The sequence below is a fragment of the Burkholderia sp. MSMB1589WGS genome, from assembly GCF_001636105.1.
In the GTDB taxonomy this organism is placed as follows: domain Bacteria; phylum Pseudomonadota; class Gammaproteobacteria; order Burkholderiales; family Burkholderiaceae; genus Burkholderia; species Burkholderia humptydooensis.
Window position 1 is genome coordinate 2,035,996 of record NZ_LNJT01000007.1, and the last position, 21,496, is coordinate 2,057,491.

Genomic DNA, 21,496 nt, shown 5'->3' on the forward strand with positions numbered 1-21,496 from the left:
AACGAACGGACGAAGGCGCTTACGGCTGCATCGCCTGCGCGACGAGCAGCGTGTCGGTGAACTGCTCGAAGCGCACGATCTTGCCCGCGTCGACGCGCCACACGTGCGCGACGCGGCATTCGAACGACTTGCCGGTTCGCCTGTACGTGCCCGAGTAGCGGCCGATGCCGATCACGGTATCGCCCGCGTCGTGCAGCGCGTCGAGCTTGAACGCATAGCCGTGCCACTCTTCGCCGAGGCGCCGGAACACGTTGCGGACGATCTCGTCCGCGCTGCGGTACGTGCCGGCGCACGGAAAGCCCGCCATCTCGGTCCATTCGATCGCGGGCGCGATGTCGGCCATCATCGCGGCGGGGTCGTGTCTGTCGGACGCCGCATAGTGATCGGCGACGATTTGATAAGGGGTACGCATCGTGTGATCCTCAGACGGGCTGCGCATCGTCCGGATAGACGGTCTGCGACAGTTTGCGGATGAAGGAGCCGGCCGGCCGGTTCGCGATCGCGCCGTCGCCTGTCTCGCCGAGGAACTTGCCCGTCGAGCGGCCGGCCGCGAAGTTGAAGACGAACACCGAGGCAACCGGAATCAGGAATTCGCGGAACGTGAACACGTAGAGGTCGTCGGCGAACCTGTAGGTTGTCGCGAGATCGACGTCGCCGTGGCCGCGCTGCTCGCCGACGAGGCATTGCCAGCAGTAGCGCGTCGAGCTCAGGTACGTGTGCTCGTACGTGTGGTTCGGGCTGTAGACGTTCAGCGTGCGCGTGCCGATCAGGTCGCGCGTCTCCTCGGGCGCGGCGCCCGAAGCGCCCGCGCCCGCTTCGCCGCCCGCGAGCGTGCCGACCAGAAAATCCTGCGCGACGCGCGGCGCGGCGCCCGCTTCATCGCGGCTGCGAATCCGCGACAGGATGCCGAGCGCGCGCCGCGTCGCGGTGTTGAACACGAGCGTCAGCGCCTCGGCCGGCCGGCTCCGGAACGTGACGTCGACGAAGAACGTGTCGGGCGCGACTTCGATCGCCTCGTACCAGTCGGTGTCGCTCGCGTCGCCGCGACGCCACGCGAGCGTGTGGTCGCCGACGAAGCGCGCGGCGAACGCGCCGCTCGGCAGCTCGAACGTCAATGCGCGGCCGGCGAGCGCGCCGGTCGCGGGCAGCCGGTTCGTGTCGATGCCGGCCGCGAAGTCTTCATAGTTCTTCCAGTCCTGCGGTTTGTCGTTCATCGGTGGGTCCTCGGAAAAATGTTTTTTCGCGTGGCCGTGGCGCTCAGCGCGCGAATTCGATAGTCGGCAGGTCGACGGCCGATGCGCCGCCGTCGACGAGCAGTGACGTGCCCGTGATCATCGACGCATACGGCGACGCGAGATACAGCACCGTGTCGGCGATTTCGTCGGGCTCCGCCGGGCGGCCGAGCGGCACGTCGCGCGTGACGAGCCGGTAGGCGTCCTCGCGTGTCGCGAGCCCGCGCGCGTCGCGCAGCGCGTCCATCTGCTCGTCGGCCATCGCGGTGCGCACCCAGCCCGGACACACCGCGTTCACGCGCACGCCGGCGCTGCCGTAGTCGCGCGCGAGCGAGCGCGTGAGGCCGATCAGCGCATGCTTCGTCGTCACGTAGCCGACGACGTTCGGGCCCGCGAAATGTCCGGCGAGCGAAGAGAGGATCACGATGTTGCCGCGCCGCTCGATCAGCTCGGGCAGCAGCTCGCGCGCGCAGACGAACGCGGTGTCGAGATTCACCCGCGTCGATTGCGCCCACGACGCGTCGTCGGTGTCGAGCGCGCCGCCGACGCCGTGGCCGCCCGCGTTCGCGACCAGCACGTCGACGCGCCCGAACGCCGCGCGCGCGTCATCGAGCGCGCGCCGCACGTCGCGCGCGTCGGCCGCGTCGCCCGCGACGGCGATCGCGGCGGCGCCGAGCGGTTGCGCGGCCGCGTCGAGCGGCTCGCGACGGCGGCCGAGCAGAACGACCTTGCCGCCCGCTTCGACGAACCTGCGCGCGACGGCCGCGCCGATGCCCGTGCCGCCGCCCGTGATCAACGCGACCTTGTCGTTGAACGTGTGCATGACTGACGTCTCCTTCGAGTGGATGTGAAAAGCGCGATCGTGACGATTCGCCGCGACGGCGGGAGCGCGGCGCTCAGCGCACGCCGCCGGCGTCGAGCGGCGCGGCGGCATGCGACGCGCCCGCGACAATGCGCGCGTTCGGCGCGCCCGCCGGCGGCAGCATGAACTCGGCGCAGCGCTCGGCGATCATGATCGTCGGCGCATTCGTGTTGCCGGATACGAGCGAGGGCATCACCGATGCGTCGCAGATCCGCAGCCCGCCGACGCCGCGCACGCGCAGTTGCGAATCGACGACCGACGCCGGATCGCCGCCCATCCGGCACGTGCCCGACGGGTGATAGACGGTCTTCGCGTGCGAGCGCACGTACGCGGCGAGATCGACGCGACCGCCTTCGGCTGGCAGCATCTCGCCCGCGATCGCCTTCGACATCGACGGCGTCCGCATGATCTCGCGCGCAAGCGACAGGCCGCGCACGAGCGTCGCGAAATCGTCCGGATGACTGAGGAAATTGCCGTCGAACAGGATCGGCGCGAGCGGATCGGCGCTGCGCAGGCGCACCGTGCCGCGCGACTTCGGCCGCAGGAAGCACGGGTTGATCGAGATCCCGTGCCCTTCGAGCGGCTCGCGGCCGACGTCGCCGACGAGCACGGGCAGCACGTGGAACTGCACGTCGGGGCGGCCGCCTTGCGCGGTATCGACGAAGCCGCCGCTCTCGACGACGTTCGACGTGAGGAGCCCCGTGCGGAACAGCGCGTACTGGATGCCGTGGCGCAGCGCGTTGAGCCCGCGGTCCTGGCCCGCGAGGCTCACCGGCTCGCGCGCGCGGCCGTACAGCGACACTTCGAGATGGTCCTGGAAGTTGAGCCCGACCTCGGGCGCGTCGTGGACGACCGGAATGCCGTGTCGCTGCAACTGCTCGGCAGGGCCGACGCCCGACAGCATCAGCAGCTTCGGGCTCGCGAGCGCGCCCGCGGACAGCACGATCTCGGCGCGCGCGCGCACGAGCCGCTCCTCGCCGCCGCGCAGCCGATAGCGGACGCCGGCCGCGACGCCGTTTTCGAACACGATGCGCGTGACGAACGCGTCGGTCTCGACCGTCAGCAGCGGGTTGCGCCGGACGTCGGCGAGATACGTCGCGGCGGTGCTGCCGCGCCGGCCGTCGAACGTCGTCGTCTGATAGAAGCCGACGCCCGCCTGCGATGCGCCGTTGAAGTCGTCGTTGTACGGCAGCCCGAACTCCTGCGCGCCCTGAACGAACGCCTGGCTCAGAGGATGACGAAAACGCGTGTCGCTCACGTGCAGCGGCCCGTCCGCGCCGTGCAGCGGCCCCGCGAGCCGGTGGTTGTGCTCGGCGCGCCGGAAGAACGGCAGCACGTCGTCCCAGCCCCAGCCGTCGCAGCCGGCGTTGCGCCAGCCGTCGTAATCGGCGGGCGTGCCGCGGATGTACACCATTGCGTTCACCGAGCTGCCGCCGCCGAGCGTGCGGCCCTGCGGCACGTGCATCCGCCGGCCGGCCGCGTGCGCTTGCGGCTCCGTCTCGTAGATCCAGGTCCGCTTCGTGCCGATCACGCGCACGAACGTCGCGGGCGTGCGGACGAAGAACGAATTGTCGGGCGGGCCGGCTTCGAGCAGCAGCACGCGATGCCCGGCGTGGACGAGCCGGTGCGTGACGACGCAGCCGGCCGAGCCGCCGCCGATCACGATGTAGTCGAATTCCGTCGAGCCGTTGGGGGTTGCCGCGGACATGTGTCGCTTCTCGCTGGGTCGGATGGATGGACAGGCTGCCACTATCGGCGAAATCGGCCGGCGTGCGCGCCGTGTGCGCTGTCGATCAATTCAAACTGCGTTCTGAGCGGCGGACGGCGACGGCGCGCGCGTTGCGCGGCGGCATTCATCGTGCATAAAACAGTACCTTGCATTAGACGATACCCGTTGCTATAGTCGGCCCATGTTCAGCGGCGGCCTGCACGACGGGCCGCCGCTGAACATGACACGGTATCTTGCAACGCACACTACGCCGGCGGAATGGAATGAAGACCCAGTTGAAGAAAGGCACGCTCGACATGTGCGTGCTCGCCGTGCTGGCGCGGCGGGACAGCTACGCGTACGAGCTCGTGTCGACGCTCGCCGAAACGATGGAGATCAGCGAAGGCACGATCTACCCGCTGATGCGGCGTCTGCAGGCCGAGGCGTGGGTGACGACCTACCTCGTCGAATCGACGTCGGGGCCGCCGCGCAAGTACTACTCGATCACCGGCGCCGGGCGCGCGAGCCTGCGGCAGATGGAGGACGAGTGGCTCGGTTTCGTCGACGAAGTCAACGGCGTGCTGGCGCTGCACGGCACGCGAGCGGACGGAGAGGAACGGCAATGAAGCAGGACGCATTCATCCAGCGGTTGCGGCAGGCGCTCGGCAGCCTGCCGAAGCGGGACATCGACGAGATCGTCGCCGATTACCGCGAGTACATCGGCGACGCGCTCGCGGCCGGGCGCGCGGAAGAAGACGTGATCGCCGCGCTCGGCGATCCGGAGAAGCTCGCGCGCGAGCTGAAGGCGCAGGCGAATTTCCGGCAATGGGAGGAGCGTCGCTCGTTCGGCAATCTGATGCGCGTCGTCGGCTCGATCGCGGGCCTCGGGCTGCTGCACCTGATCCTGCTCGTGCCGTTCCTGCTGTACATGCTCGTGCTGACGACGGGCTATGTGTTCTTCGGCGCGCTGACGGTGGCGGGGCTCGTCACGCTCGTCGCGTTCGGCAGCCATTACGTATTCGGCACGCCCGTGCCGGGCGTCCTGCCGTTCGGCGGCGGCGCGGCGCAGGTCGGCGCGGCCGGTGCGGCCGGTGCGACGGCCGGCAAGGGCGCGGCGGACGGCACGGAGGCGCGGGGCGGCGAGATCGCGAACACGGGCGCGTCGGCGCCGGGCGTGAACGTGCCCGGCGTCGCGGGCGGCAATGTGCAGATGACGCCGGACGGTCGCGGCGGCATGAACCTGTCGGTGACGAACGGTGAGAATGCGGTGTCGATCGTCGGCGGCCGGATCACCGTCGACAACGGCAAGCAGCACGTCAGCGTCGCCGCGCCGACCGGGTTCGCGCTCGGGGGCATCGCGTTCGGCTACGGGCTGGCGATGCTGCCGATCGGGATCGTCGGGCTGCTCGTGTGCATCTGGTTGACGCGCGTCACGTGGCGCGCGCTCGTGCGGTATGTGCGGCGGCGGATCGATGCGGTGTCGGCGAAGCTCGAGCGTGGGCGGGTGGGTTGAGGTTCGGGCGTTCGAGGACAATCAGCGCTTCGGATAAGCTCGCCGGAGGCGAAGCATCTTTTTCTGTGTCGCGGAATGTGCGAACCACGGTCTCTTTCGCATCAATGCCCTATCGGCCGTGCAACCTTCTGTACAGGCAATGAATTGTCGCGGGCTGTGAAGAACAACTTTTGCGGCACACAGTTCGAACGGTGGTTTATCCCCAAATTGTCCACTGATTGCGGGCGGGTTTTCGTGGGACATACATGAGAGCGCCGGATGTCCGTCACCCGGCGTTCTGCTCACTCAAGCCGCCGCCGTCTTTCCGCTGACGGTCTTCAGCACCTGCCAGTACGACGGCGGCCGCGCGACGCAGCCGCGCTCGCGCAGCATCCGGTGCATCTTCGGCAGCCGGAAGTACGGCACCGACGCCATCAGATGATGCTCGACGTGGTAGTTCACGTGGATCGGCGCGACGGTCGCGCGCGCGAGCCAGCCGGCGCGCGTCGTGCGCGTGTTGCGCAGCGGATCGTCGCTCGTCTCGAGGCATGCATGCTCGGCCATCGAGCGGATGCGGATGAAAAGCGGAAACGGCGTCACGTACGCGAGCACCCACACGCCGTACAGCCACGGATGGCCGCTTGCCCATAGCGCGCCGAACAGGATGGCGTTCGTGATCAGCATGCCGGCCGCGGTGCGGAAGAACGCGGCCGGATAGTCCCGCCAGCGGCGGCCCGTCTGCGGCAGGCGCCGGATGTCGTTCGTCAGCGACCACTCGAGCACGCCCGCGTCCATCAGCACGCGGCCGATCAGGAACTTGACGCCCGTGACGCCCGAAAGGTCGCGCAAGCACTTGCGCACGAGCGATGCGCGCGTCGTCGGCAGGCCCGCGACGAGCGACAGATCGGGATCGACGCTCGACGACGTCGTCGCATGATGCGTCAGGTGGTATGGGCGGTACTTGTGCAACTCGTTCCAGATCGGCCGCGCGCACAGCCAGTCGACGAGCACGTCGTTCGCCCAGCGCGCGCGGAACAGCGTGCCGTGCGCGGCGTCGTGCTGGAGGATGCCGAGGCAGAGCTGGCGTCCGGCGATGATCGTCATGCCGGCCGCGAGCGCGAGCGCGAAGCCCCAGGCCGGAAAATGCGCGCGCGCATACGCGAGGCCCGCGAACGCGAGCGCGATCACCGCCCACGTCGAGCCGACCGCCCACGCGCCGCGCCAGTTCGAGCGCATGGTCAGCGCGCGGATCTCGTCGCGGGTGAAGAGGTCGCGGATGCGGATTCTGTCGGTCATGTCGAGGTCTCCTCCGGCCGTTTGTCGCGCCAGTGCTAGTGCAGGTGGCCCGCGATCGCGCCGCGCGCCGCGCCCGGCGCGGACGGCTGCTCGCTGTCGAGGAGCGCGCGCCAGATCCGGTGGCCCGCGCCGACATAGCGCCGCGCGCATTCGATGAACGCCGCGCGCGCGGCGACGTCGACGAACGGCTCCGGCAGCAGCGGATCGAACACGACCTGCCGGATCGCCTTGCCGCCGAGCAGGAACGCCTCGCGCGCGGCGACGTCGAGATCGAGCTCCGGCGCACGCGTGAGCCAGTCTTCGAGCTGCGCGCCGAGCGCGCGATACGTGTCTGACAGCGCTTCGCCGTCCCACAGCGCGCGGATGCGCGCTTCCTGCGCGGCGTCGAAGCCCATCGCGACGAACACGGCCGCCGCCGGCTCGACGCCGAGCTTCGTCAGCCGCCGGCGCACCGAGTCGACATTGCCCGCGATGTTGTCCGGGCGCACGTACAGGCTCTTGTCCCATTCGCGGAAGCCGAGCATCTCGAACGCGCGCTCGCGGCGGGCGAGGGCGGTGCGGTCGACGCGGCCGAGCGAGATGCACGACACCATCAGATACGCGCCGCTCCAGCGGCGCAGCCGCGATTCGACGGTGCGCCACGCGGTCAACTCCTCGGACAGCTCGACGGCCGACGGCCCGAGCCGGTAGCTGCCGCGCTCGGCGCCTTCGACGAGCGACTCGGCCGCAAGCCGCGCGAGCGCGACGCGCACGCTGTTCTCGGTGAGACCGAACAGCCGGCACGCGATGATCGCCTCGCGCACCTGCAGCGGCTCGCCGTCCTTGGCGACCAGCAAATCGAGGATCAGATGTTTCGCGGTGGGTTGCGTCATGGGGCTTTTCGCGGCTGGCAAACGAAAGGTGATTACTCAGGATTTATTTATATAGAATTTTTAGTAATGTTTCAAGTGAATTGACAGGGGAAATGACGGCGGCCGCGGTGGCCGGCACCGAGCCCGCGCGATCGCCGCCCGATTACTTTCCGGCCCATCAGCCCGCGCCGCCGCCCTCAGCCGCATCGCGCCGCGCGCCGGGCCGATGCCGGTTCCGATACTGAATCGGGCTGCATCCTTGCCCCGCGAGGAACGCATGGCTCAGCGCGCTCGCGCTCGCGAAGCCGCATTCGTCGGCGATGTGATCGAGCGTCATCCGGCTCGTGCGCAGCAGGAATGCGGCGAGCTCGACGCGCAGCGCGGCGACGTAGCGCCGCAGCGTGAGCCCGGTCGCGGCCGCGAAGCGCCGCGACAGCGTGCGCTCGCTCATCGCCGCGCGCGCGGCGAGTTCGGCGAGCGTCGGCGGATGCGCGAGCGCGCGCTCGACGCCGTCCTGCACCGCGAGCACCGGCGCATCGCCGTGCCGCTTGTACTGCGCGGCCCACACAGCCATGTGCTCGTACGACGGCAGCGACTGCGTGAGCGCGACCCGCAGCAGCCGCTGCGACACGCCCGCGCCGAAGCAGTAGTCGATCACGTACGCGCACGCATCGACAGCCGGATTGATGCCGCTCACGGTGATGAGCCGCCCGTCGACCACGAGCGGCTTCGACGGCGTATAGCGCACCGCCGGAAAATGCCGCGCGAACAGCGTGCGCTCGCTTGGCAGCCCGGTCGCGCCGCGGCCGTCGAGCAAGCCGGCCTTCGCGAGGAGCGGCGCCGCGTTGAGCCCGACGACGAGCGCGCCCGCCGCATAGCGGCGCTTCAGCCAATCGATGAACATGCGCTCGACCGTGTCGATCTGCTCGTCCGGCATGAATTGCGCGGGGACGATCACGACTTCGTGCGCGTCGGCGTCGCGCAGCGCGGCCGTCGCCGGCACATCGATGCCGCCGATCGTCGGCACCGGCCGGCCGTCGTGTGACAGGATCGCGATGTCGAACAGCCGGCTGTTCACGACGTCCAGGCTGCGCGCCTTCATCGTGCCGGCGAGCAGCAGCATTTCGTGCGTGAGGAACACATAGCCGCCCAACAGGCGCGGCGGCAGAAGGATCGCGACCCCGGGCCGGCCGGCGTCACGCGGCGGTTTTTTCATGTCAAGAAAATGGCGCTTCGGATCAACGCAGATTGTCCCGGACTTGCTCAAATACCGCAAACAGCCTGTCGCCGACGCCAGCGCGCCGCGCGATTTCCTCACTGGAGACGCCATGATTTCCCGCACCCTCTTCGCCGAAGAGCACGAGCAGTTCCGCGAGTCCGTCCGCCGCTTCATCGAATCCGAGGTGATGCCGCACCACGAGCGCTGGGAGGAGCAGGGCTATGTCGACCGCGAGGTGTGGACGAAGGCGGCCGCGGCGGGCTACCACTGCGCGAGCATGCCGCAAGCGTACGGCGGCGCGGGCGCGGACATCCGCTACAGCGTCGTGCTGTTCGAGGAGATCGCGCGCGCGGGCGCGTCGGGGCTCGGCTTCGGGCTGCATTCGGAGATCGTCGCGCCGTACATCCTCCATTACGGCAGCGAGGCGCTGAAGGCGCGCTACCTGCCGAAGCTCGCGAGCGCCGAGATGATCGGCGCGATCGCGATGACCGAGCCCGGCGCGGGCTCCGACCTGCAAGGCGTGCGCACGACCGCGGTGCGCGACGGCGGTCACTACGTGCTCAACGGCTCGAAGATCTTCATCACGAACGGCTGGCATGCGGACGTCGTGATCGTCGTCGCGCGCACGACGCCCGAGGGCGGCTCGAAGGGCACGAGCCTGTTCGTCGTCGACACGGACATGGCGGGCTTCAGCAAGGGCAAGCGGCTGAAGAAGGTGGGCATGAAGGCGCAGGATACGTCGGAGCTCTTTTTCGACGGCGTGCGCGTGCCCGCCGGGAATCTGCTCGGCGAGGAGAACCGCGGCTTCGTCTATCTGATGCAGGAACTGTCGTGGGAGCGGCTGCAGATCGCGATCAGCGCGATCGCGTCGGCCGAGGCGGCGCTTGCGTGGACGCTCGACTACACGCGCGATCGCCGCGCGTTCGGCCGCGCGGTGATCGACTTCCAGACGAGCCGCCACGCGCTTGCCGAGATGAAGAGTGAGATCCAGATCGGGCGCGTGTTCGTCGACAAATGCATCGAGTTGCAGCTCGCGGGCAAGCTCGACGCGGCGACGGCTTCGATGGCGAAGTACTGGACGACCGAGCTGCAGTTCAAGGTGATCGATCGCTGCGTGCAACTGCACGGCGGCTACGGCTACATGTGGGAATACCCGATCGCGCGCGCATGGGCCGATTCGCGCGTGCAGCAGATCTACGGCGGCACCAACGAAATCATGAAGGAGCTGATCGCGCGCACGCTGTGACGGCGCATGGCGCGCGAAACGGCTTGCCAAACAGCAAGCCGAACGAGGCGCCGATCCTCCGAGGTCGATTCGCCTGTCGGCGAGCCGATCGACCGCTCGCCTGAGCGCCCGACGGTGAGGAATCGACCAGCAAGACCCGGCCAGCGAGATCGGCTAGGCCCGACGAGCGCACCCCGGCCGCAGCGTGAAGCGGCCGCCCCGCCCGCCGGCCGAATGCGGCCGCAACCGGCCGTCCTGACAGGCCGTCCTGACAGGCAGTCTCCATCAACTGAAGGAACGATTCATGGAAGCCTACATTTTCGACGCCGTGCGCACGCCGCGCGGCAAAGGCAAGAAGGACGGCAGCCTGCACGGCGTCACGCCGCTCGCGCTCGCCGCAACCGCGCTGCGCGCGATTCGCGATCGCAACGGTCTCGACACGAGCGCCGTCGACGACGTCGTGCTCGGCTGCGTCGAGCCCGTCGGCGAGCAGGGCGCGTGCATCGGCCGCATCGCGGTGCTCGCGGCGGGTTACGCGCAGACGACGGCCGGCGTGCAGGTCAACCGCTTCTGCGCGTCGGGCCTCGAAGCGTGCAACATGGCGGCCGCGCAGGTGATGTCCGGCCAGTCGGACATGGCGATCGGCGGCGGCGTCGAGAGCATGTCGCGCGTGCCGATGGGCGCGAGCGGCGGCGCATGGCCCGTCGATCCGGCCATCGCGATTCCGAGCTACTTCGTGCCGCAGGGCGTATCGGCCGACACGATCGCGACGAAGTGGGGCTACAGCCGCGCCGACGTCGACGCATACGCCGCCGAGAGCCACCGCCGCGCATACGCGGCGACGCAGGCCGGCTGGTTCGCGCGCTCGATCGTGCCGGTGCGCGACGTCAACGGCCTGACGATCCTCGATCGCGACGAGACGATCCGCCCGCAGACGACGCCCGAGACGCTCGCGACGCTCAAGCCTTCGTTCGCCGAGCTGGGCGAGATGTACGGCTTCGACGCGGTGATCCGCCAGCGCTATCCGGAGCTCGAACGCATCGAGCACGTGCATCACGCGGGCAACAGCTCGGGGATCGTCGACGGCGCGTCGGCCGTGCTGATCGGCTCGCTCGAGGCGGGCAAGCGCGCGGGCCTCGCGCCGCGCGCGCGGGTCCGCTCGTTCGCGAGCATCGGCTCGGAGCCGTCGATCATGCTGACGGGGCCGGCCTACGCGGCCGAGAAGGCGCTCAAGCGCGCCGGCATGCGCGCGGCCGACATCGACCTGTACGAGCTGAACGAAGCGTTCGCGTCGGTCGTGCTGCGCTTCATGGACGCGATGGCGATTGCGCACGACCGGATCAACGTGAACGGCGGCGCGATCGCGATGGGCCATCCGCTCGGCGCGACGGGCGCGATGATCCTCGGCACGCTGCTCGACGAGCTGGAGCGGCGCGGCGCGGCCACGGGCCTCGCCACCTTGTGCGTCGGCGCCGGCATGGGCACGGCGACCATCATCGAACGGATTTGACGGGGGACGACCATGATCGATTACACGCTCGATGACGACGGCATCGCGACCTTGAGCTGGAACCTGCCGCAGCGCAGCCAGAACGTGCTGAACGGCGAGAGCTGCGAGGCGTTCTTCGCGGCGGCGGCGCGCGCGCTTCAGGACGCGGCGGTGAAGGGGATACTCGTCACGTCGGCGAAGCCCGATTTCATCGCGGGCGGCGACCTCGAATGGCTGCAGGCGAGCGACGATGCCGAGACGCTCTTCGCGCGCACGTGCGAGCTGCACCGCGCGCTGCGCGCGCTCGAGACGGGCGGCAAGCCGGTGGCGATCGCGATGCCGGGCTCGGCGCTCGGCGGCGGGCTCGAGATCGCGCTCGCGGGCCACTACCGCGTCGCGGCCGACACGCCGAGGGCGCGCTTCGGCCTGCCGGAAGTGACGCTCGGCCTGCTGCCGGGCGGCGGCGGCACGCAGCGCCTGCCGCGCCTCGTCGGCATCCAGGCGTCGCTGCCGCTCCTGCTCGAAGGCAAGCGGCTGAAGGCGGCCGACGCGCTGGCCGCGGGCATCCTGCACGCGATCGTGCCGGCGGGCGAGGAGATCGCGGCCGCGCGCGCGTGGCTGCTCGACGCGGGCCGCCGCACCGCGACGCAGCCGTGGGACGCGAAGGGCTTTAAGATTCCGGGCGGCGCGCTCACGCATCCGTCCGTCCAGCAGGTGTTCATGGCGGCGAACGCGCTCGCGCGGCAGAAGACCTACGGCAATTATCCGGCTGTCGCGAGCATCCTGTCGTGCGTGTACGAAGGGCTGCTGACCGATCTCGACACGGGCCTGAAGACCGAGGCGCGCTATTTCGTGAAGGCGGTGCTGTCGCCGCAAGCGAAGGCGATGATCCGCACGCTGTTCTTCGGGATGAACGAAGCGAACAAGCTCGCCGCGCGGCCGGCCGGCGTGCCGGCGCAGCGCTACCGGAAGATCGGCGTGCTCGGCGCGGGGATGATGGGCGCGGGCATCGCGTACGTGAGCGCGAAGGCGGGGCTCGACGTCGTGCTGATCGACACGAGCGAAGAGGCGGCCGCGCGCGGCAAGGACTATTCGCGCAAGCTCGTCGACAAACAGGTGCAGCGCGGCCGGCTCGCGCAGGAAAAGGCCGACGCGCTGCTTGCGAGGATCGCGCCGACGACAGATTTCGCGCGGCTCGACGGCGCGGAGCTCGTGATCGAGGCGGTGTTCGAGGATCGCGCGATCAAGGCCGACGTGACGCGCAAGAGCGAAGCGGTGCTCGCGCCCGATGCGCTCTTCGCGTCGAACACGTCGACGCTGCCGATCACGGGGCTCGCGCAGGCGAGCGCGCGGCCGGCGAACTTCATCGGCCTGCATTTCTTCTCGCCGGTGGAGAAGATGCCGCTTGTCGAAGTGATCGTCGGCCGGGAGACGAGCGAGGCGACGCTCGCGCGCGCGCTCGATTACGTGAAAGCGATCGGGATGACGCCGATCGTCGTCAACGATTCGCGCGGCTTCTACACGAGCCGCGTGTTCTCGACCTACGTGCTCGAAGGGCTCGCGATGCTCGCCGAGGGCGTCGCGCCCGCGCTGATCGAGAACGCCGGGCTGCTCGCCGGGATGCCCGTCGGCCCGCTCGCGCTGACCGACGAGGTGTCGAGCGAGCTGATCCACAAGATCACGAAGCAGACGCGCGCCGATCTCGGCGACGCGTACGCCGCGCGGCCGGGCGAGGACGTGGCCGCGAGAATGGTCGAGCTCGGCCGGCTCGGCCGCAAGGCGGGGCTCGGCTATTACGACTATCCGGCGACGGGCGGCAGGAAGGCGCTGTGGCCGGGGCTCGCGCGCGAGTTTCCGGTCGCGGCCGAGCAGCCCGACGTGACGGCGCTGATCGAGCGGCTCGTGACGGTGCAGGCGGTCGAGACCGCGCGCTGCCTCGAAGAGCGCGTGCTGATGACGGCGCGCGACGCGGATGTCGGCGCGATTCTCGGCTGGGGCTTCCCGGCGTTCCGCGGCGGGCCGGTGTCGCACATTCACGGCGTCGGGGTGGACGCGTTCGTCGCGACGTGCGATCGTCTCGCAGCGCGGTACGGCGCGCGCTTCGCCGCGCCGGCGCTGTTGCGCGAGATGGCGGCGCAGCGGCAGAGTTTCTACTGAGCGGGGTCGCGCGAAGCGCGCGGTGTTCGTGGCGCGTTGGGCTGCGCGCCGCGTGGCGCGGCGCCACGCCAAAGACATCGAACCTCACGGGAGCGGGCATGGGCCCTTTGCACGGAATCCGAATCGTCGAAATCGCCGGCATCGGTCCGGCGCCGTTCTGCGGGATGCTGCTTGCCGACATGGGCGCGGACGTGATCCTCGTCGAGCGCACGGCCGGCCGCGACGGCGATCCGCTCGACCTCGGCCGCCACGCGATCTTCAATCGCGGCAAGCGCTCGCTCGCGCTCGACCTGAAGCAGCCGGAGGCGATCGATGCGGTGCTGCGGCTCGCCGAGGGCGCCGACGCACTGATCGAAGGAATGCGCCCCGGCGTGATGGAGCGGCTCGGGCTCGGCCCCGACGCGTGCTTCGCGCGCAATCCGAAGCTCGTCTACGGACGGATGACGGGCTGGGGGCAGGATGGGCCGCTCGCGCACGCGGCGGGCCACGACATCAACTACATCGGCCTGTCCGGCGCGCTCTGGTACGCGGGGCAGCCGGGCGACGCGCCGCTCGCGCCGCCGACGCTCGTCGGCGATCTCGGCGGCGGCGCGCTGTATCTCGCGATCGGCGTGCTCGCGGGCATTGTCGACGCGCGCCTGCGCGGGCAGGGGCAAGTCGTCGATGCGGCGATCGTCGACGGCAGCGCGAACCTGATGAACCTGCTGCTGTCGATTCACGCGGCGGGCTTCATGCCGATGGCGCGCGGCCAGGGCTTGCTCGACGGCCCGCACTGGTACGGCAGCTATCGCTGCGCGTGCGGCGGCCATGTCAGCGTCGGCGCGCTGGAGCCGCAGTTCTACGCGCTGCTCGTGGACAAGCTCGATCTCGCCGGCGACGAGGATTTCCGGCATCCATACGATGCGAGCCGCTGGCCCCGGCTGCGCGCCCGGCTCGCGGAAATTTTCGCGAGCCGGCCGCGCGCGCATTGGGTCGAGCTGATGGAGGGCACCGACGTCTGTTTCGCGCCGGTGCTGAGCCCGGTCGAAGCGAAGTCGCATCCGCATCTGGCGGCGCGCGGCGTCTATGCGGAGCGCGACGGCGTGCTGCAGGCGGCGCCGGCGCCGCGGTTTTCCGGCTCGCCGAACGCGCGGCCCGGCGCGGTGCCGCGGCGCGGCGCGGACAGCGCCGCGATCCTGCGCGAAGCGGGGTTCGCGAAAGACGAGATCGCGGCGTTCGTCGCGAAAGGATGACTCGCCGGGCGCGTGAAGCCGCTTCGCGCGATCGGTCTGCCTCGGGCGGCGCGTTTCGTTACAGCGCTCGCCCCTCGCCCGCTCATTTTCCGCCGGCAGTCGGCAGCGGATTCCATTGCCTGAGTGCGCGCTCCTTCGCCGGCCCGTTCTTCTCGATCCATGCGCTCACTTCGTTGCCGACCGCGCGCCCGTATTCGCGATGCGAGTAGATCGCGCCCGCGCCCGCGCCGTCGACGAGCGCGATGCGCGTGAACACCGCTTCGATGAAATCGCGCGTCGGGAACGCGACCGAGATGAAGTATTCGGCCGGCTTGCCGCGCGCGGCCGGCACCGCGTTGACCTTCAGGATCAACGCGCCGTTCTGCTTGTAGAGCCCGAGCACGGAATCCGCGATCGAGGCGAGCCCGTCGGCCGTCGTCGCGTCCGGGTAGCGCACGAGCGTGATCATCGTGCGCCATGTCGACAGATCGTCCTCGCCCTTCGGCGTGTATTCGAGCCGATTGCCGGTGGCGTCGCGCTGGAAGAAATCGACGCCGTCGAACGTCAGCGTCTTGCCGGCAGGCGCGGCGTGGGCGGCGAAAGCGATGCACGTCATGGACGCGACGAACGCCAGGGCGAGCCAGGCCCGGATGATGCGCATGGGGTGATCCTCGTGGTTGGGTCGAAGCATCGGCGGCCGTCTTCGGCGCGGCCGCACACCCGGACTGTAGCCGAATCGCTTCGATCGTGACGCGCAACCTGCCGCTTATCGAGGATGCCGCGCGGCGAGACGCTGCATGACCGCCGCCACGATGCGATCGCAATCGCCGCCGCCGAACCCGAATACGTCGTGCTCGACGAGATTGATCTCGCGTGCGAGCGCTTCGCGCAGAAATGGCGGCTGCGCACCGTTGCCTCGGGAATGCCGAGGCAACGCGCGGTTTCGTCGACGCTCAGCTCTTCGACCGAACGCAGCACGAACACGATCCGAAACGCATGCGGCAACTGCTCGAGTTGCCGCTCGAGCAGGCCGCGCAGTTCGGCGCGCGCCGCGGCCTGATACGAAGGGGCGGGATCGTGCGCGCTCAGCGCATCGATAAATGACGGACAGGCGGTGCGCGAAAACGGGACCCGATGCGGCAGGCGTTTTCGCGCATCGTGACGACATAGATGTCGCGTGTCGCCGCCGCGTTCCGGCGCGGGGAAATCGATCGACGCGGCGCGACGGCCGGCGGGACGATGCGCGTCGCGCAATGGCGCACGCAATGCGCGCCGGCTTGCGCCCGCTAGTGCCGCATCGTTCCGCTCCATCCGTGCATGCCGCCGCCGTGCGGCGGTCCGTGATGGAAACCCCCGCCCATCGGCGGGCCGATGTGGCTCGGCGTCATCGGATGAAAATGATGGAACCGGTGGAAGTGGTGAAAGCGATCGACGAAGACGAAAGTCGTGCCGCCGACGACGAAGAAAGGCGTGCTCCAGTACCACGGATCGGAGTACGGATACTCGGCGATCGGATACCACATCACGCTGCCGTCGTCGTTCTCGACGAGCCGCCAGGTTCCGTCACTTTGCAGGCAGGCGCGGCCGACGACTTGCTGCATCGTGCCGTCGATTTCCGCCTGTCCGGCGATCGCCCGGCAGTGCGACGTGTCGATCGACGCGGTCGTTCCGTCATAGGTTTGCGCGCACGCGGAGACGGACACGCCTGCACAAATCAGCGCAGCGGCGCAACGAATCAGCTCGTTCATGATAGGGCTCTGAATGGACACCCCGAAATATCGACGCGCGGCGCATCGGCCGGCGTCGTCCTGCATGTCGCTGTTTGTCGATAGGTGCGAGCGCCTGCGGCATGGGCGAAACATCGCTTCCGCGAAACGCCTGACGCTCGACCTGTAAACGAACGGACGTGCCGCGCTATTCCATGATGAGGCGCGAGAAGAAGGCGAAGCGCAAATTGCACTCCGGCGCAAGAATTGTGTTGAATTGTCGCGGCGGTTGATCGTTTCCCGCATCTGCCTGACAATCCGGTTCGCCTGGCTGGTTGTGTCAATTCGAATTCCGCTTAAAAAAACCGAGGAAACCATGCCTTACGTCTCCACCCATTATTCGAGCAATGCCGACGCGCCGGTCGGCCGCTGGACCTGCGCGCCCACGTCGAAGCTCGCGCCGTTCGACAAGGCGCCGTCCGGCAGCGTTACGTCCGGCCGCGATCTCTGCGGGCAATGCGTGTCGTACGTGAAACGGGTCTGCCCGACGCTGCCGCTCACCGCGCAGTGGCGCAAGGGCACGGCGGTGAAGGGGAACGCGTCGATCGTCGCGGGCACCGTGATCGCGACGTTCAACGCGGCCGGCAAGTACGACGGCCACGCGGCCATCTACGTCAGCCAGTCGAAGGACGGCGGCATCCTCGTCTACGACCAGTTCGTCACGCCGCCCACGCCGCAACCGGTTCAGCAACGGCGCCTGCGCTGGGGCGCGCATGGCCGGTCGAACAACGGAGACAATTTTTATGTCGTGGAGTAAGGCAGCCTGCGCATTGCTCGCGGTGTCGTTTTTCGGGTGCGCGGGCGCGTTCGGCACGACGGGCGTGTCCGGCGCGAGCGCGGAAGTGTGCCCGGTGCGGGCGCAGAGCCCGCTGCAATACGTCGACGTGTTCGACGGCGCGCCGAGCGACCTCGCGACGCTGATTCCCGATGACGCCGGCGAGCGGAAAGGGCATTGGGCGCTGGGTTACGTGTACGACGCGGGACGCTACGTGACGGTCCGCTGCAAGTACGCGGACGGCCAGACGAAGGACGTCAGGCTCGCCGGGCGGGTGAATCGCTGCGATTACCGGATCGACGACAAGAAGACGCTGAAAGTGATGTGCAAATGACCGTCGCGTGATGCACGGCGGCCGCTTCGCCGAGATTGTCCGCGCGCCCGACAATGCGCTCGCGCCCTCGCTCGACACCGCGAGCGCATCGGACGAAACTTGCACGTTCGCCGTGCCCCGCCCGTCAGATCTGCGCGTCTAGCGCTCGCGCGACGGCCGCCTCGCCGACGCTATCCGCCCGTCCGACGACCGCATAGTTGAACCCGCGCACCGATCCGTAGCGCGCGAGCAGCGCGCCGTCGACGCGCCTTCCTGCCGCGAGCAGCCGATTTGCCGATTCGGGCGGCCGCACGTAGAAACTCAGCGTGCGCCCGGCCGCATCCTCGTACAGCACCATCGCGGCCGTACCGCGCTCGGTCGCGAACAACCGCCCGCCGACGGGCGCGAAGCCCGCGCCGCTCAGATCCGGCAACCGCACCGATGCGCCGACCTCGCGCGCAACCCACGCCTGCAATTCGCCCGGCTGCTTCTGCACGACGTCGGCGCGCGCGCTGCGGTCGACAACCATCAGTCTGTACGCGGCGACGGCGTCGCTCATCGGCGCGGCGGGCGCGCCGTTCCAGCCGTGCGCCTGCCAGCCGCCCACCGCGCCGAGCCCGACGCACAGCACGAGCGACGCAGCCACGGCGAGCCGCGCACGCGCACGTTCGGCGCGGCGCGCGCGCAGCGCGGCGGGATCGAGCGTTGCCGTCGGCGCGGGCACCGCGACCGAATCGAGCGCCGCGCGCAACTGCTGCGCATCGTGCCGCCAGCGCCGAACCTGCGCCGCGCGCGCCGGATGCAGCACGAGCCAGCGCTCGACGGCCGCGCGCGCATCGGCGTCGAGCCGGCCGTCGACATAGGCGTGAAGATCGTGTTCGTCGGGCGGAATGTTCATCTCATCAAACGCAGCGAAGGAGCGGAAATCTCGCCGTCGCCGAGCGTGCGCAGCGCCTGCCGCGCGCGCGACAGCCGAGACATCACGGTGCCGATCGGGATGTCGAGCAGCTCGGCGACTTCCTGATAGCTGAACCCCTCGACGGCCACGAGCAGCAGCAAACTGCGCTGCTCCGTCGACAGCCGGCCGAACGCGTCGAGCATCGAGCGGGCGATCGCGTGATCCTCGGCGGACGGCCATTGCGGCTCGTTGTCGCCCTTGATCCGGCCGAGCAGCCACGCGTGGCGCTTCGCGCGGCGCGTCGCGTCGACGAACTGCCGGTACAGGATCGTGAAGAGCCAACTGCGCAGCGCCGAAGCGTCGCGCCGCGTCGACCAGCGCGACAGCGCGCGCTCGAGCGTCGATTGCACGAGATCGTCGGCGCTGTGAACGTCGCGGGTCAGCCAGAGCGCGAAGCGGCGCAGTCGCGGCAACAGTTCGCGCAGTTGGTCGTCGAGATCGGCGGGAGGCATGGCGGGTCGGATCGAATGCCGTCGTGAGCGTGGATTCAATGCGTGAGACGCTCGATCGTCGAGGGTTATTCCACGCGTCGGCAAAAAATATTTTTCGATGGAATAAACCGGACGGCGGTCCGTCATACGCGCGTTCGACACATGGCCTGACGGTCGGGAGCGTACACGATGGAACATCCTTCAACACCGCCGGCCGGGCCGGCGCGCGGCCTCTGGCGGTGGGCGCTGATCGGCGGCGTGGTGGCGGCGGTCGCGGCGTCGTTCGGCTACGTCGGCGGCTGGCTCGCGCCGCACCGGCTGACGCCGCAGCGACTCGTCGACGCGTTGCAGCGCAATAGCGGCCTGCATCCGGGCTACCGGCGCAATCACGCGAAAGGCGTGTGCGTGACGGGCTATTTCGAAGGCAACGGCGCGGCGAGCGCGCATTCGACCGCGCCCTTTTTCGCGGCGGTGCGCACGCCGGTGGTCGGGCGCTTCGCGCTGCCGGGCGGCAATCCCTACGCGCCGGACAACAGCGTGCCGATCCGCAGCCTCGCGCTGCGCCTGACCGCGCCCGACGGCGAGCAATGGCGCATGGGAATGAACAGCATGCCGGTGTTTCCGGTCGCGACGCCGCGTGCGTTCTACGAACAGACGGTGGCGGGCCGGCCCGATCCGAAGACGGGCAAGCCCGACCCGGCGAAGCTGAAGGCGTTCTTCGACGCGCATCCGGAGACGGCCGCGTTCCGCGCGTGGGCGAAGACGGCGAAGCCGAGCGCGAGCTACGTCACCGAGACGTATTACAGCCTGAACGCGTTCTATCTTGTCGATGCGGCGGGAAGGCGGCAGGCGGTGCGGTGGCGCGTCGCGCCGGAACAGACGGCCGAGGCGGGCGATGTCGCGAAGGCCGGCGATCCGAACGTGCTGCAGGAGGACCTGACGCGGCGCATCGGCTCCGGGCCGCAGCGCTGGCATTTGCTGCTCACGCTGGCGGAGCCGGGCGACCCCGTCGACGACGCGACGCGCACATGGCCCGCGAATCGCACGACGATCGATGCGGGCACGCTCGTGCTCGATCGCGTGGAGGCGCAGGACAGCGGCGCGTGCCGCGACGTCAACTACGACCCGACGATCCTGCCCGACGGCATCCGAGCGTCGGGCGACCCGCTGCTCGCCGCGCGCTCGGCCGCGTATGCGGATTCGTATCTGCGCCGCACGAGCGAAGAGGCCGGGATACCCGGCGCTGCGCATCCGCTTTCGGAGAAACGATGATGAAGACTACGTTCAACCCTCTCGCGCGGCTGCTGCATTGGGTGATGGCGGCGATGATCGTCTCGATGTTCTTTATTGGCGCGGGGATGGTGGCGTCGGTGTCGGGGCGGCATGCGGTGCTGATTGCGATTCACAAGCCGCTTGGTGTGGCGGTGCTGGTGCTGGCTTGCGTGCGGGTGGTGGTGCGGTTGAGTTCGCGGCCGCCGGCGTTGCCGGCGGATTTGCCGGGGTGGCAGAAGTTCGCGGCGCATGGGTCGCATCTCGCGCTGTATGCGTTGATGATCGCGATGCCGTTGGTCGGGTGGGCGATGCTGTCGGCGGGCGGGTATCCGGTGACGTTGGGCGGCGGCGTGCGATTGCCGTCGATTGTGCCTGCCGATCCGGTTTGGTTTGCTTGGCTGCGGCATGCGCATCGGTGGCTGGCTTATTTGTTCTTTGCGACGTTTCTCGCGCATTTTGCCGCCGCGCTTTATCACGGGGTGATTCGGCGGGATGGGGTGTTGAGGGCGATGGTGGGGAGGTGACGGCGGTGATTACAGGCGTGGCGGTTTTTGAGCAGAGCCTGAAGTACGGGGCGTGCGCAGGGAAATACTGCCATTTTGGCTGGGAAGCGATTCAGTCGAATCCAGAAAACCAACGGACTTTCAAAGGGGCCTTTTGGTGTACCCTTTGCCCCGATTTTTAGTGCTTACGTATGCCGGATAACAAGTTAGTTTTTGAACTCGTCAAAAAATGACGTGTCGACGGCAAAAGTTTGTACGGGTTTCAGTCCTAGCTCCAACTGTTCCAGCATATCGACAAGCTTTTCGCCATCGATAAGCTCGATTGGCGGGACGCCGTCGCGAGCTGCTTCGCGACGTGCTTCCGCCGTAAATGTTCCAGTCGTGATGATGATGCCTTTGTCAGTCCGGCCTGACATTGCTCCGCGAAAATCACGAACTTGTGACGGGGCACGGATTTTGCGTAGCGTTTGCATTGGAATAGAACTTTAAACGAGACGAGTGGATTAACCTGGAGTGTGCCATATCCATCTATGCCTCCGTCACCGCTACTCCCTGTTACAACCACTTGTACAAAGCCGGCTTCGCGAAGAAGCCTCTGGGACAATCGTTCGAACCCCGACGCCGGCAGATTTTTAAGTAACTGAATGAGCTCGTAGCGATAGTCGCTTGTGGCCGCAGCCGCGGGTTCTGAGGCCTCAACTGAGATAGCTCCGAGCTACCAGCTTTCGCTCGCCGC

The 21,496-nt window shown here is 68.7% G+C and carries 22 protein-coding genes and 2 pseudogenes; 10 read left to right on the top strand and 14 right to left on the bottom strand.

Annotated elements, in window-relative coordinates; genetic code table 11:
• Positions 1–19 precede the first annotated feature (19 nt).
• The 4 genes from WT16_RS17285 to WT16_RS17300 all read right to left on the bottom strand — a co-directional run bounded on the left by WT16_RS17285 (position 20) and on the right by WT16_RS17300 (position 3,802).
• On the bottom strand, positions 20–412 hold the full coding sequence (locus WT16_RS17285) for a nuclear transport factor 2 family protein (protein WP_015601665.1): 393 nt from the start codon (positions 410–412) through the stop codon (positions 20–22).
• 10 nt (positions 413–422) lie between these two features.
• The gene (locus WT16_RS17290; RefSeq protein ID WP_063533762.1) at positions 423–1,214 is read right to left on the bottom strand and encodes a molybdenum cofactor biosynthesis F family protein; all 792 of its coding nucleotides are present in this window, start codon (positions 1,212–1,214) and stop codon (positions 423–425) included.
• Positions 1,215–1,257: 43 nt separating this feature from the next.
• The gene (locus WT16_RS17295) at positions 1,258–2,055 is read right to left on the bottom strand and encodes an SDR family oxidoreductase (RefSeq protein ID WP_006024026.1); all 798 of its coding nucleotides are present in this window, start codon (positions 2,053–2,055) and stop codon (positions 1,258–1,260) included.
• A 73-nt stretch (positions 2,056–2,128) separates the two neighbouring features.
• Entirely contained in the window at positions 2,129–3,802 is a 1,674-nt protein-coding gene (locus WT16_RS17300; RefSeq protein WP_063533763.1) for a GMC family oxidoreductase N-terminal domain-containing protein, read from the bottom strand.
• 284 nt (positions 3,803–4,086) lie between these two features.
• Between WT16_RS17300 and WT16_RS17305 the strand changes: the two genes are divergently transcribed.
• Positions 4,087–4,428, top strand: coding sequence for a PadR family transcriptional regulator (locus WT16_RS17305; RefSeq protein WP_006024029.1), 342 nt, complete (start codon positions 4,087–4,089; stop codon positions 4,426–4,428).
• Complete coding sequence (locus WT16_RS17310; RefSeq protein ID WP_063533764.1) at positions 4,425–5,315, top strand: DUF1700 domain-containing protein; 891 nt, start codon at positions 4,425–4,427, stop codon at positions 5,313–5,315. The genes WT16_RS17305 and WT16_RS17310 overlap by 4 nt, the downstream gene beginning before the upstream one ends.
• 285 nt (positions 5,316–5,600) lie before the next feature.
• On the opposite strand, the gene WT16_RS17315 is transcribed toward WT16_RS17310, so the two are convergent.
• From WT16_RS17315 to WT16_RS17325, 3 genes are all read right to left on the bottom strand, one after another.
• Positions 5,601–6,590 (bottom strand): fatty acid desaturase family protein, encoded by a 990-nt coding sequence (locus tag WT16_RS17315; RefSeq protein ID WP_015600409.1) that lies wholly within the window; start codon positions 6,588–6,590, stop codon positions 5,601–5,603.
• A 35-nt stretch (positions 6,591–6,625) separates the two neighbouring features.
• Positions 6,626–7,462 carry a PaaX family transcriptional regulator C-terminal domain-containing protein gene (locus tag WT16_RS17320; protein WP_006024032.1) on the bottom strand — a complete coding sequence of 279 codons (837 nt, stop codon included), beginning with the start codon at positions 7,460–7,462 and terminating at the stop codon, positions 6,626–6,628.
• Positions 7,463–7,619: 157 nt separating this feature from the next.
• The gene (locus WT16_RS17325) at positions 7,620–8,657 is read right to left on the bottom strand and encodes a helix-turn-helix domain-containing protein (protein ID WP_063533765.1); all 1,038 of its coding nucleotides are present in this window, start codon (positions 8,655–8,657) and stop codon (positions 7,620–7,622) included.
• A 112-nt stretch (positions 8,658–8,769) separates the two neighbouring features.
• Between WT16_RS17325 and WT16_RS17330 the strand changes: the two genes are divergently transcribed.
• The 4 genes from WT16_RS17330 to WT16_RS17345 all read left to right on the top strand — a co-directional run bounded on the left by WT16_RS17330 (position 8,770) and on the right by WT16_RS17345 (position 14,763).
• On the top strand, positions 8,770–9,906 hold the full coding sequence (locus WT16_RS17330; RefSeq protein ID WP_063533766.1) for an acyl-CoA dehydrogenase family protein: 1,137 nt from the start codon (positions 8,770–8,772) through the stop codon (positions 9,904–9,906).
• A gap of 283 nt (positions 9,907–10,189) precedes the next feature.
• Positions 10,190–11,395, top strand: a complete 1,206-nt coding sequence (locus WT16_RS17335) for an acetyl-CoA C-acetyltransferase (RefSeq protein ID WP_006024036.1) — start codon at positions 10,190–10,192, stop codon at positions 11,393–11,395.
• A 12-nt stretch (positions 11,396–11,407) separates the two neighbouring features.
• Entirely contained in the window at positions 11,408–13,531 is a 2,124-nt protein-coding gene (locus WT16_RS17340; RefSeq protein ID WP_063533767.1) for a 3-hydroxyacyl-CoA dehydrogenase NAD-binding domain-containing protein, read from the top strand.
• 98 nt (positions 13,532–13,629) lie between these two features.
• Complete coding sequence (locus tag WT16_RS17345) at positions 13,630–14,763, top strand: CaiB/BaiF CoA-transferase family protein (RefSeq protein ID WP_063533768.1); 1,134 nt, start codon at positions 13,630–13,632, stop codon at positions 14,761–14,763.
• An 82-nt stretch (positions 14,764–14,845) separates the two neighbouring features.
• Here WT16_RS17345 and WT16_RS17350 read toward each other — a convergent pair whose 3' ends face one another.
• The 3 genes and pseudogenes from WT16_RS17350 to WT16_RS17360 form a co-directional block, all read right to left on the bottom strand.
• The gene (locus WT16_RS17350; protein WP_063533769.1) at positions 14,846–15,403 is read right to left on the bottom strand and encodes a hypothetical protein; all 558 of its coding nucleotides are present in this window, start codon (positions 15,401–15,403) and stop codon (positions 14,846–14,848) included.
• A gap of 105 nt (positions 15,404–15,508) precedes the next feature.
• Positions 15,509–15,783, bottom strand: a pseudogene (locus WT16_RS34985) (sigma factor-like helix-turn-helix DNA-binding protein); the annotation flags it as partial.
• A 245-nt stretch (positions 15,784–16,028) separates the two neighbouring features.
• Entirely contained in the window at positions 16,029–16,490 is a 462-nt protein-coding gene (locus WT16_RS17360; protein WP_043281889.1) for a hypothetical protein, read from the bottom strand.
• Positions 16,491–16,824: 334 nt separating this feature from the next.
• Between WT16_RS17360 and WT16_RS17365 the strand changes: the two genes are divergently transcribed.
• Positions 16,825–17,265: a BPSL0067 family protein gene (locus tag WT16_RS17365; RefSeq protein WP_009910885.1), complete on the top strand. Its 441-nt coding sequence runs from the start codon at positions 16,825–16,827 to the stop codon at positions 17,263–17,265.
• Positions 17,252–17,617 carry an STY0301 family protein gene (locus WT16_RS17370; RefSeq protein ID WP_043281890.1) on the top strand — a complete coding sequence of 122 codons (366 nt, stop codon included), beginning with the start codon at positions 17,252–17,254 and terminating at the stop codon, positions 17,615–17,617. Before WT16_RS17365 ends, WT16_RS17370 begins: the two co-directional genes overlap by 14 nt.
• 124 nt (positions 17,618–17,741) lie before the next feature.
• Here the strand turns inward: WT16_RS17370 and WT16_RS17375 are convergent, their stop codons facing one another.
• Both WT16_RS17375 and WT16_RS17380 read right to left on the bottom strand, forming a co-directional pair.
• Positions 17,742–18,494, bottom strand: a complete 753-nt coding sequence (locus WT16_RS17375; RefSeq protein ID WP_063533771.1) for a hypothetical protein — start codon at positions 18,492–18,494, stop codon at positions 17,742–17,744.
• The gene (locus WT16_RS17380) at positions 18,491–19,006 is read right to left on the bottom strand and encodes a sigma-70 family RNA polymerase sigma factor (RefSeq protein WP_063533772.1); all 516 of its coding nucleotides are present in this window, start codon (positions 19,004–19,006) and stop codon (positions 18,491–18,493) included. Before WT16_RS17380 ends, WT16_RS17375 begins: the two co-directional genes overlap by 4 nt.
• A gap of 168 nt (positions 19,007–19,174) precedes the next feature.
• On the opposite strand from WT16_RS17380, the gene WT16_RS17385 reads away from it, so the two are divergent.
• Both WT16_RS17385 and WT16_RS17390 read left to right on the top strand, forming a co-directional pair.
• Positions 19,175–20,257, top strand: coding sequence for a catalase family peroxidase (locus WT16_RS17385; protein WP_063533773.1), 1,083 nt, complete (start codon positions 19,175–19,177; stop codon positions 20,255–20,257).
• Positions 20,254–20,781 carry a cytochrome b gene (locus WT16_RS17390; protein ID WP_063533774.1) on the top strand — a complete coding sequence of 176 codons (528 nt, stop codon included), beginning with the start codon at positions 20,254–20,256 and terminating at the stop codon, positions 20,779–20,781. Before WT16_RS17385 ends, WT16_RS17390 begins: the two co-directional genes overlap by 4 nt.
• A 185-nt stretch (positions 20,782–20,966) precedes the next feature.
• On the opposite strand, the gene WT16_RS34990 is transcribed toward WT16_RS17390, so the two are convergent.
• A complete protein-coding gene (locus WT16_RS34990; protein ID WP_231892073.1) occupies positions 20,967–21,233 on the bottom strand; it encodes a restriction endonuclease in 267 nt (88 codons plus the stop codon).
• 23 nt (positions 21,234–21,256) lie between these two features.
• Positions 21,257–21,364, bottom strand: a pseudogene (locus WT16_RS35640) (restriction endonuclease); the annotation flags it as partial.
• Positions 21,365–21,496: the final 132 nt, after the last annotated feature.

Coding starts and splice junctions, on each gene's coding strand:
- WT16_RS17285 (WP_015601665.1), bottom strand. CDS start 412: ATGCGTACCCCTTATCAAATCGTCGCCGATCACTATGCGGCGTCCGAC.
- WT16_RS17290 (WP_063533762.1), bottom strand. CDS start 1,214: ATGAACGACAAACCGCAGGACTGGAAGAACTATGAAGACTTCGCGGCC.
- WT16_RS17295 (WP_006024026.1), bottom strand. CDS start 2,055: ATGCACACGTTCAACGACAAGGTCGCGTTGATCACGGGCGGCGGCACG.
- WT16_RS17300 (WP_063533763.1), bottom strand. CDS start 3,802: ATGTCCGCGGCAACCCCCAACGGCTCGACGGAATTCGACTACATCGTG.
- WT16_RS17305 (WP_006024029.1), top strand. CDS start 4,087: ATGAAGACCCAGTTGAAGAAAGGCACGCTCGACATGTGCGTGCTCGCC.
- WT16_RS17310 (WP_063533764.1), top strand. CDS start 4,425: ATGAAGCAGGACGCATTCATCCAGCGGTTGCGGCAGGCGCTCGGCAGC.
- WT16_RS17315 (WP_015600409.1), bottom strand. CDS start 6,590: ATGACCGACAGAATCCGCATCCGCGACCTCTTCACCCGCGACGAGATC.
- WT16_RS17320 (WP_006024032.1), bottom strand. CDS start 7,462: ATGACGCAACCCACCGCGAAACATCTGATCCTCGATTTGCTGGTCGCC.
- WT16_RS17325 (WP_063533765.1), bottom strand. CDS start 8,657: ATGAAAAAACCGCCGCGTGACGCCGGCCGGCCCGGGGTCGCGATCCTT.
- WT16_RS17330 (WP_063533766.1), top strand. CDS start 8,770: ATGATTTCCCGCACCCTCTTCGCCGAAGAGCACGAGCAGTTCCGCGAG.
- WT16_RS17335 (WP_006024036.1), top strand. CDS start 10,190: ATGGAAGCCTACATTTTCGACGCCGTGCGCACGCCGCGCGGCAAAGGC.
- WT16_RS17340 (WP_063533767.1), top strand. CDS start 11,408: ATGATCGATTACACGCTCGATGACGACGGCATCGCGACCTTGAGCTGG.
- WT16_RS17345 (WP_063533768.1), top strand. CDS start 13,630: ATGGGCCCTTTGCACGGAATCCGAATCGTCGAAATCGCCGGCATCGGT.
- WT16_RS17350 (WP_063533769.1), bottom strand. CDS start 15,403: ATGCGCATCATCCGGGCCTGGCTCGCCCTGGCGTTCGTCGCGTCCATG.
- WT16_RS17360 (WP_043281889.1), bottom strand. CDS start 16,490: ATGAACGAGCTGATTCGTTGCGCCGCTGCGCTGATTTGTGCAGGCGTG.
- WT16_RS17365 (WP_009910885.1), top strand. CDS start 16,825: ATGCCTTACGTCTCCACCCATTATTCGAGCAATGCCGACGCGCCGGTC.
- WT16_RS17370 (WP_043281890.1), top strand. CDS start 17,252: ATGTCGTGGAGTAAGGCAGCCTGCGCATTGCTCGCGGTGTCGTTTTTC.
- WT16_RS17375 (WP_063533771.1), bottom strand. CDS start 18,494: ATGAACATTCCGCCCGACGAACACGATCTTCACGCCTATGTCGACGGC.
- WT16_RS17380 (WP_063533772.1), bottom strand. CDS start 19,006: ATGCCTCCCGCCGATCTCGACGACCAACTGCGCGAACTGTTGCCGCGA.
- WT16_RS17385 (WP_063533773.1), top strand. CDS start 19,175: ATGGAACATCCTTCAACACCGCCGGCCGGGCCGGCGCGCGGCCTCTGG.
- WT16_RS17390 (WP_063533774.1), top strand. CDS start 20,254: ATGATGAAGACTACGTTCAACCCTCTCGCGCGGCTGCTGCATTGGGTG.
- WT16_RS34990 (WP_231892073.1), bottom strand. CDS start 21,233: ATGCAAACGCTACGCAAAATCCGTGCCCCGTCACAAGTTCGTGATTTT.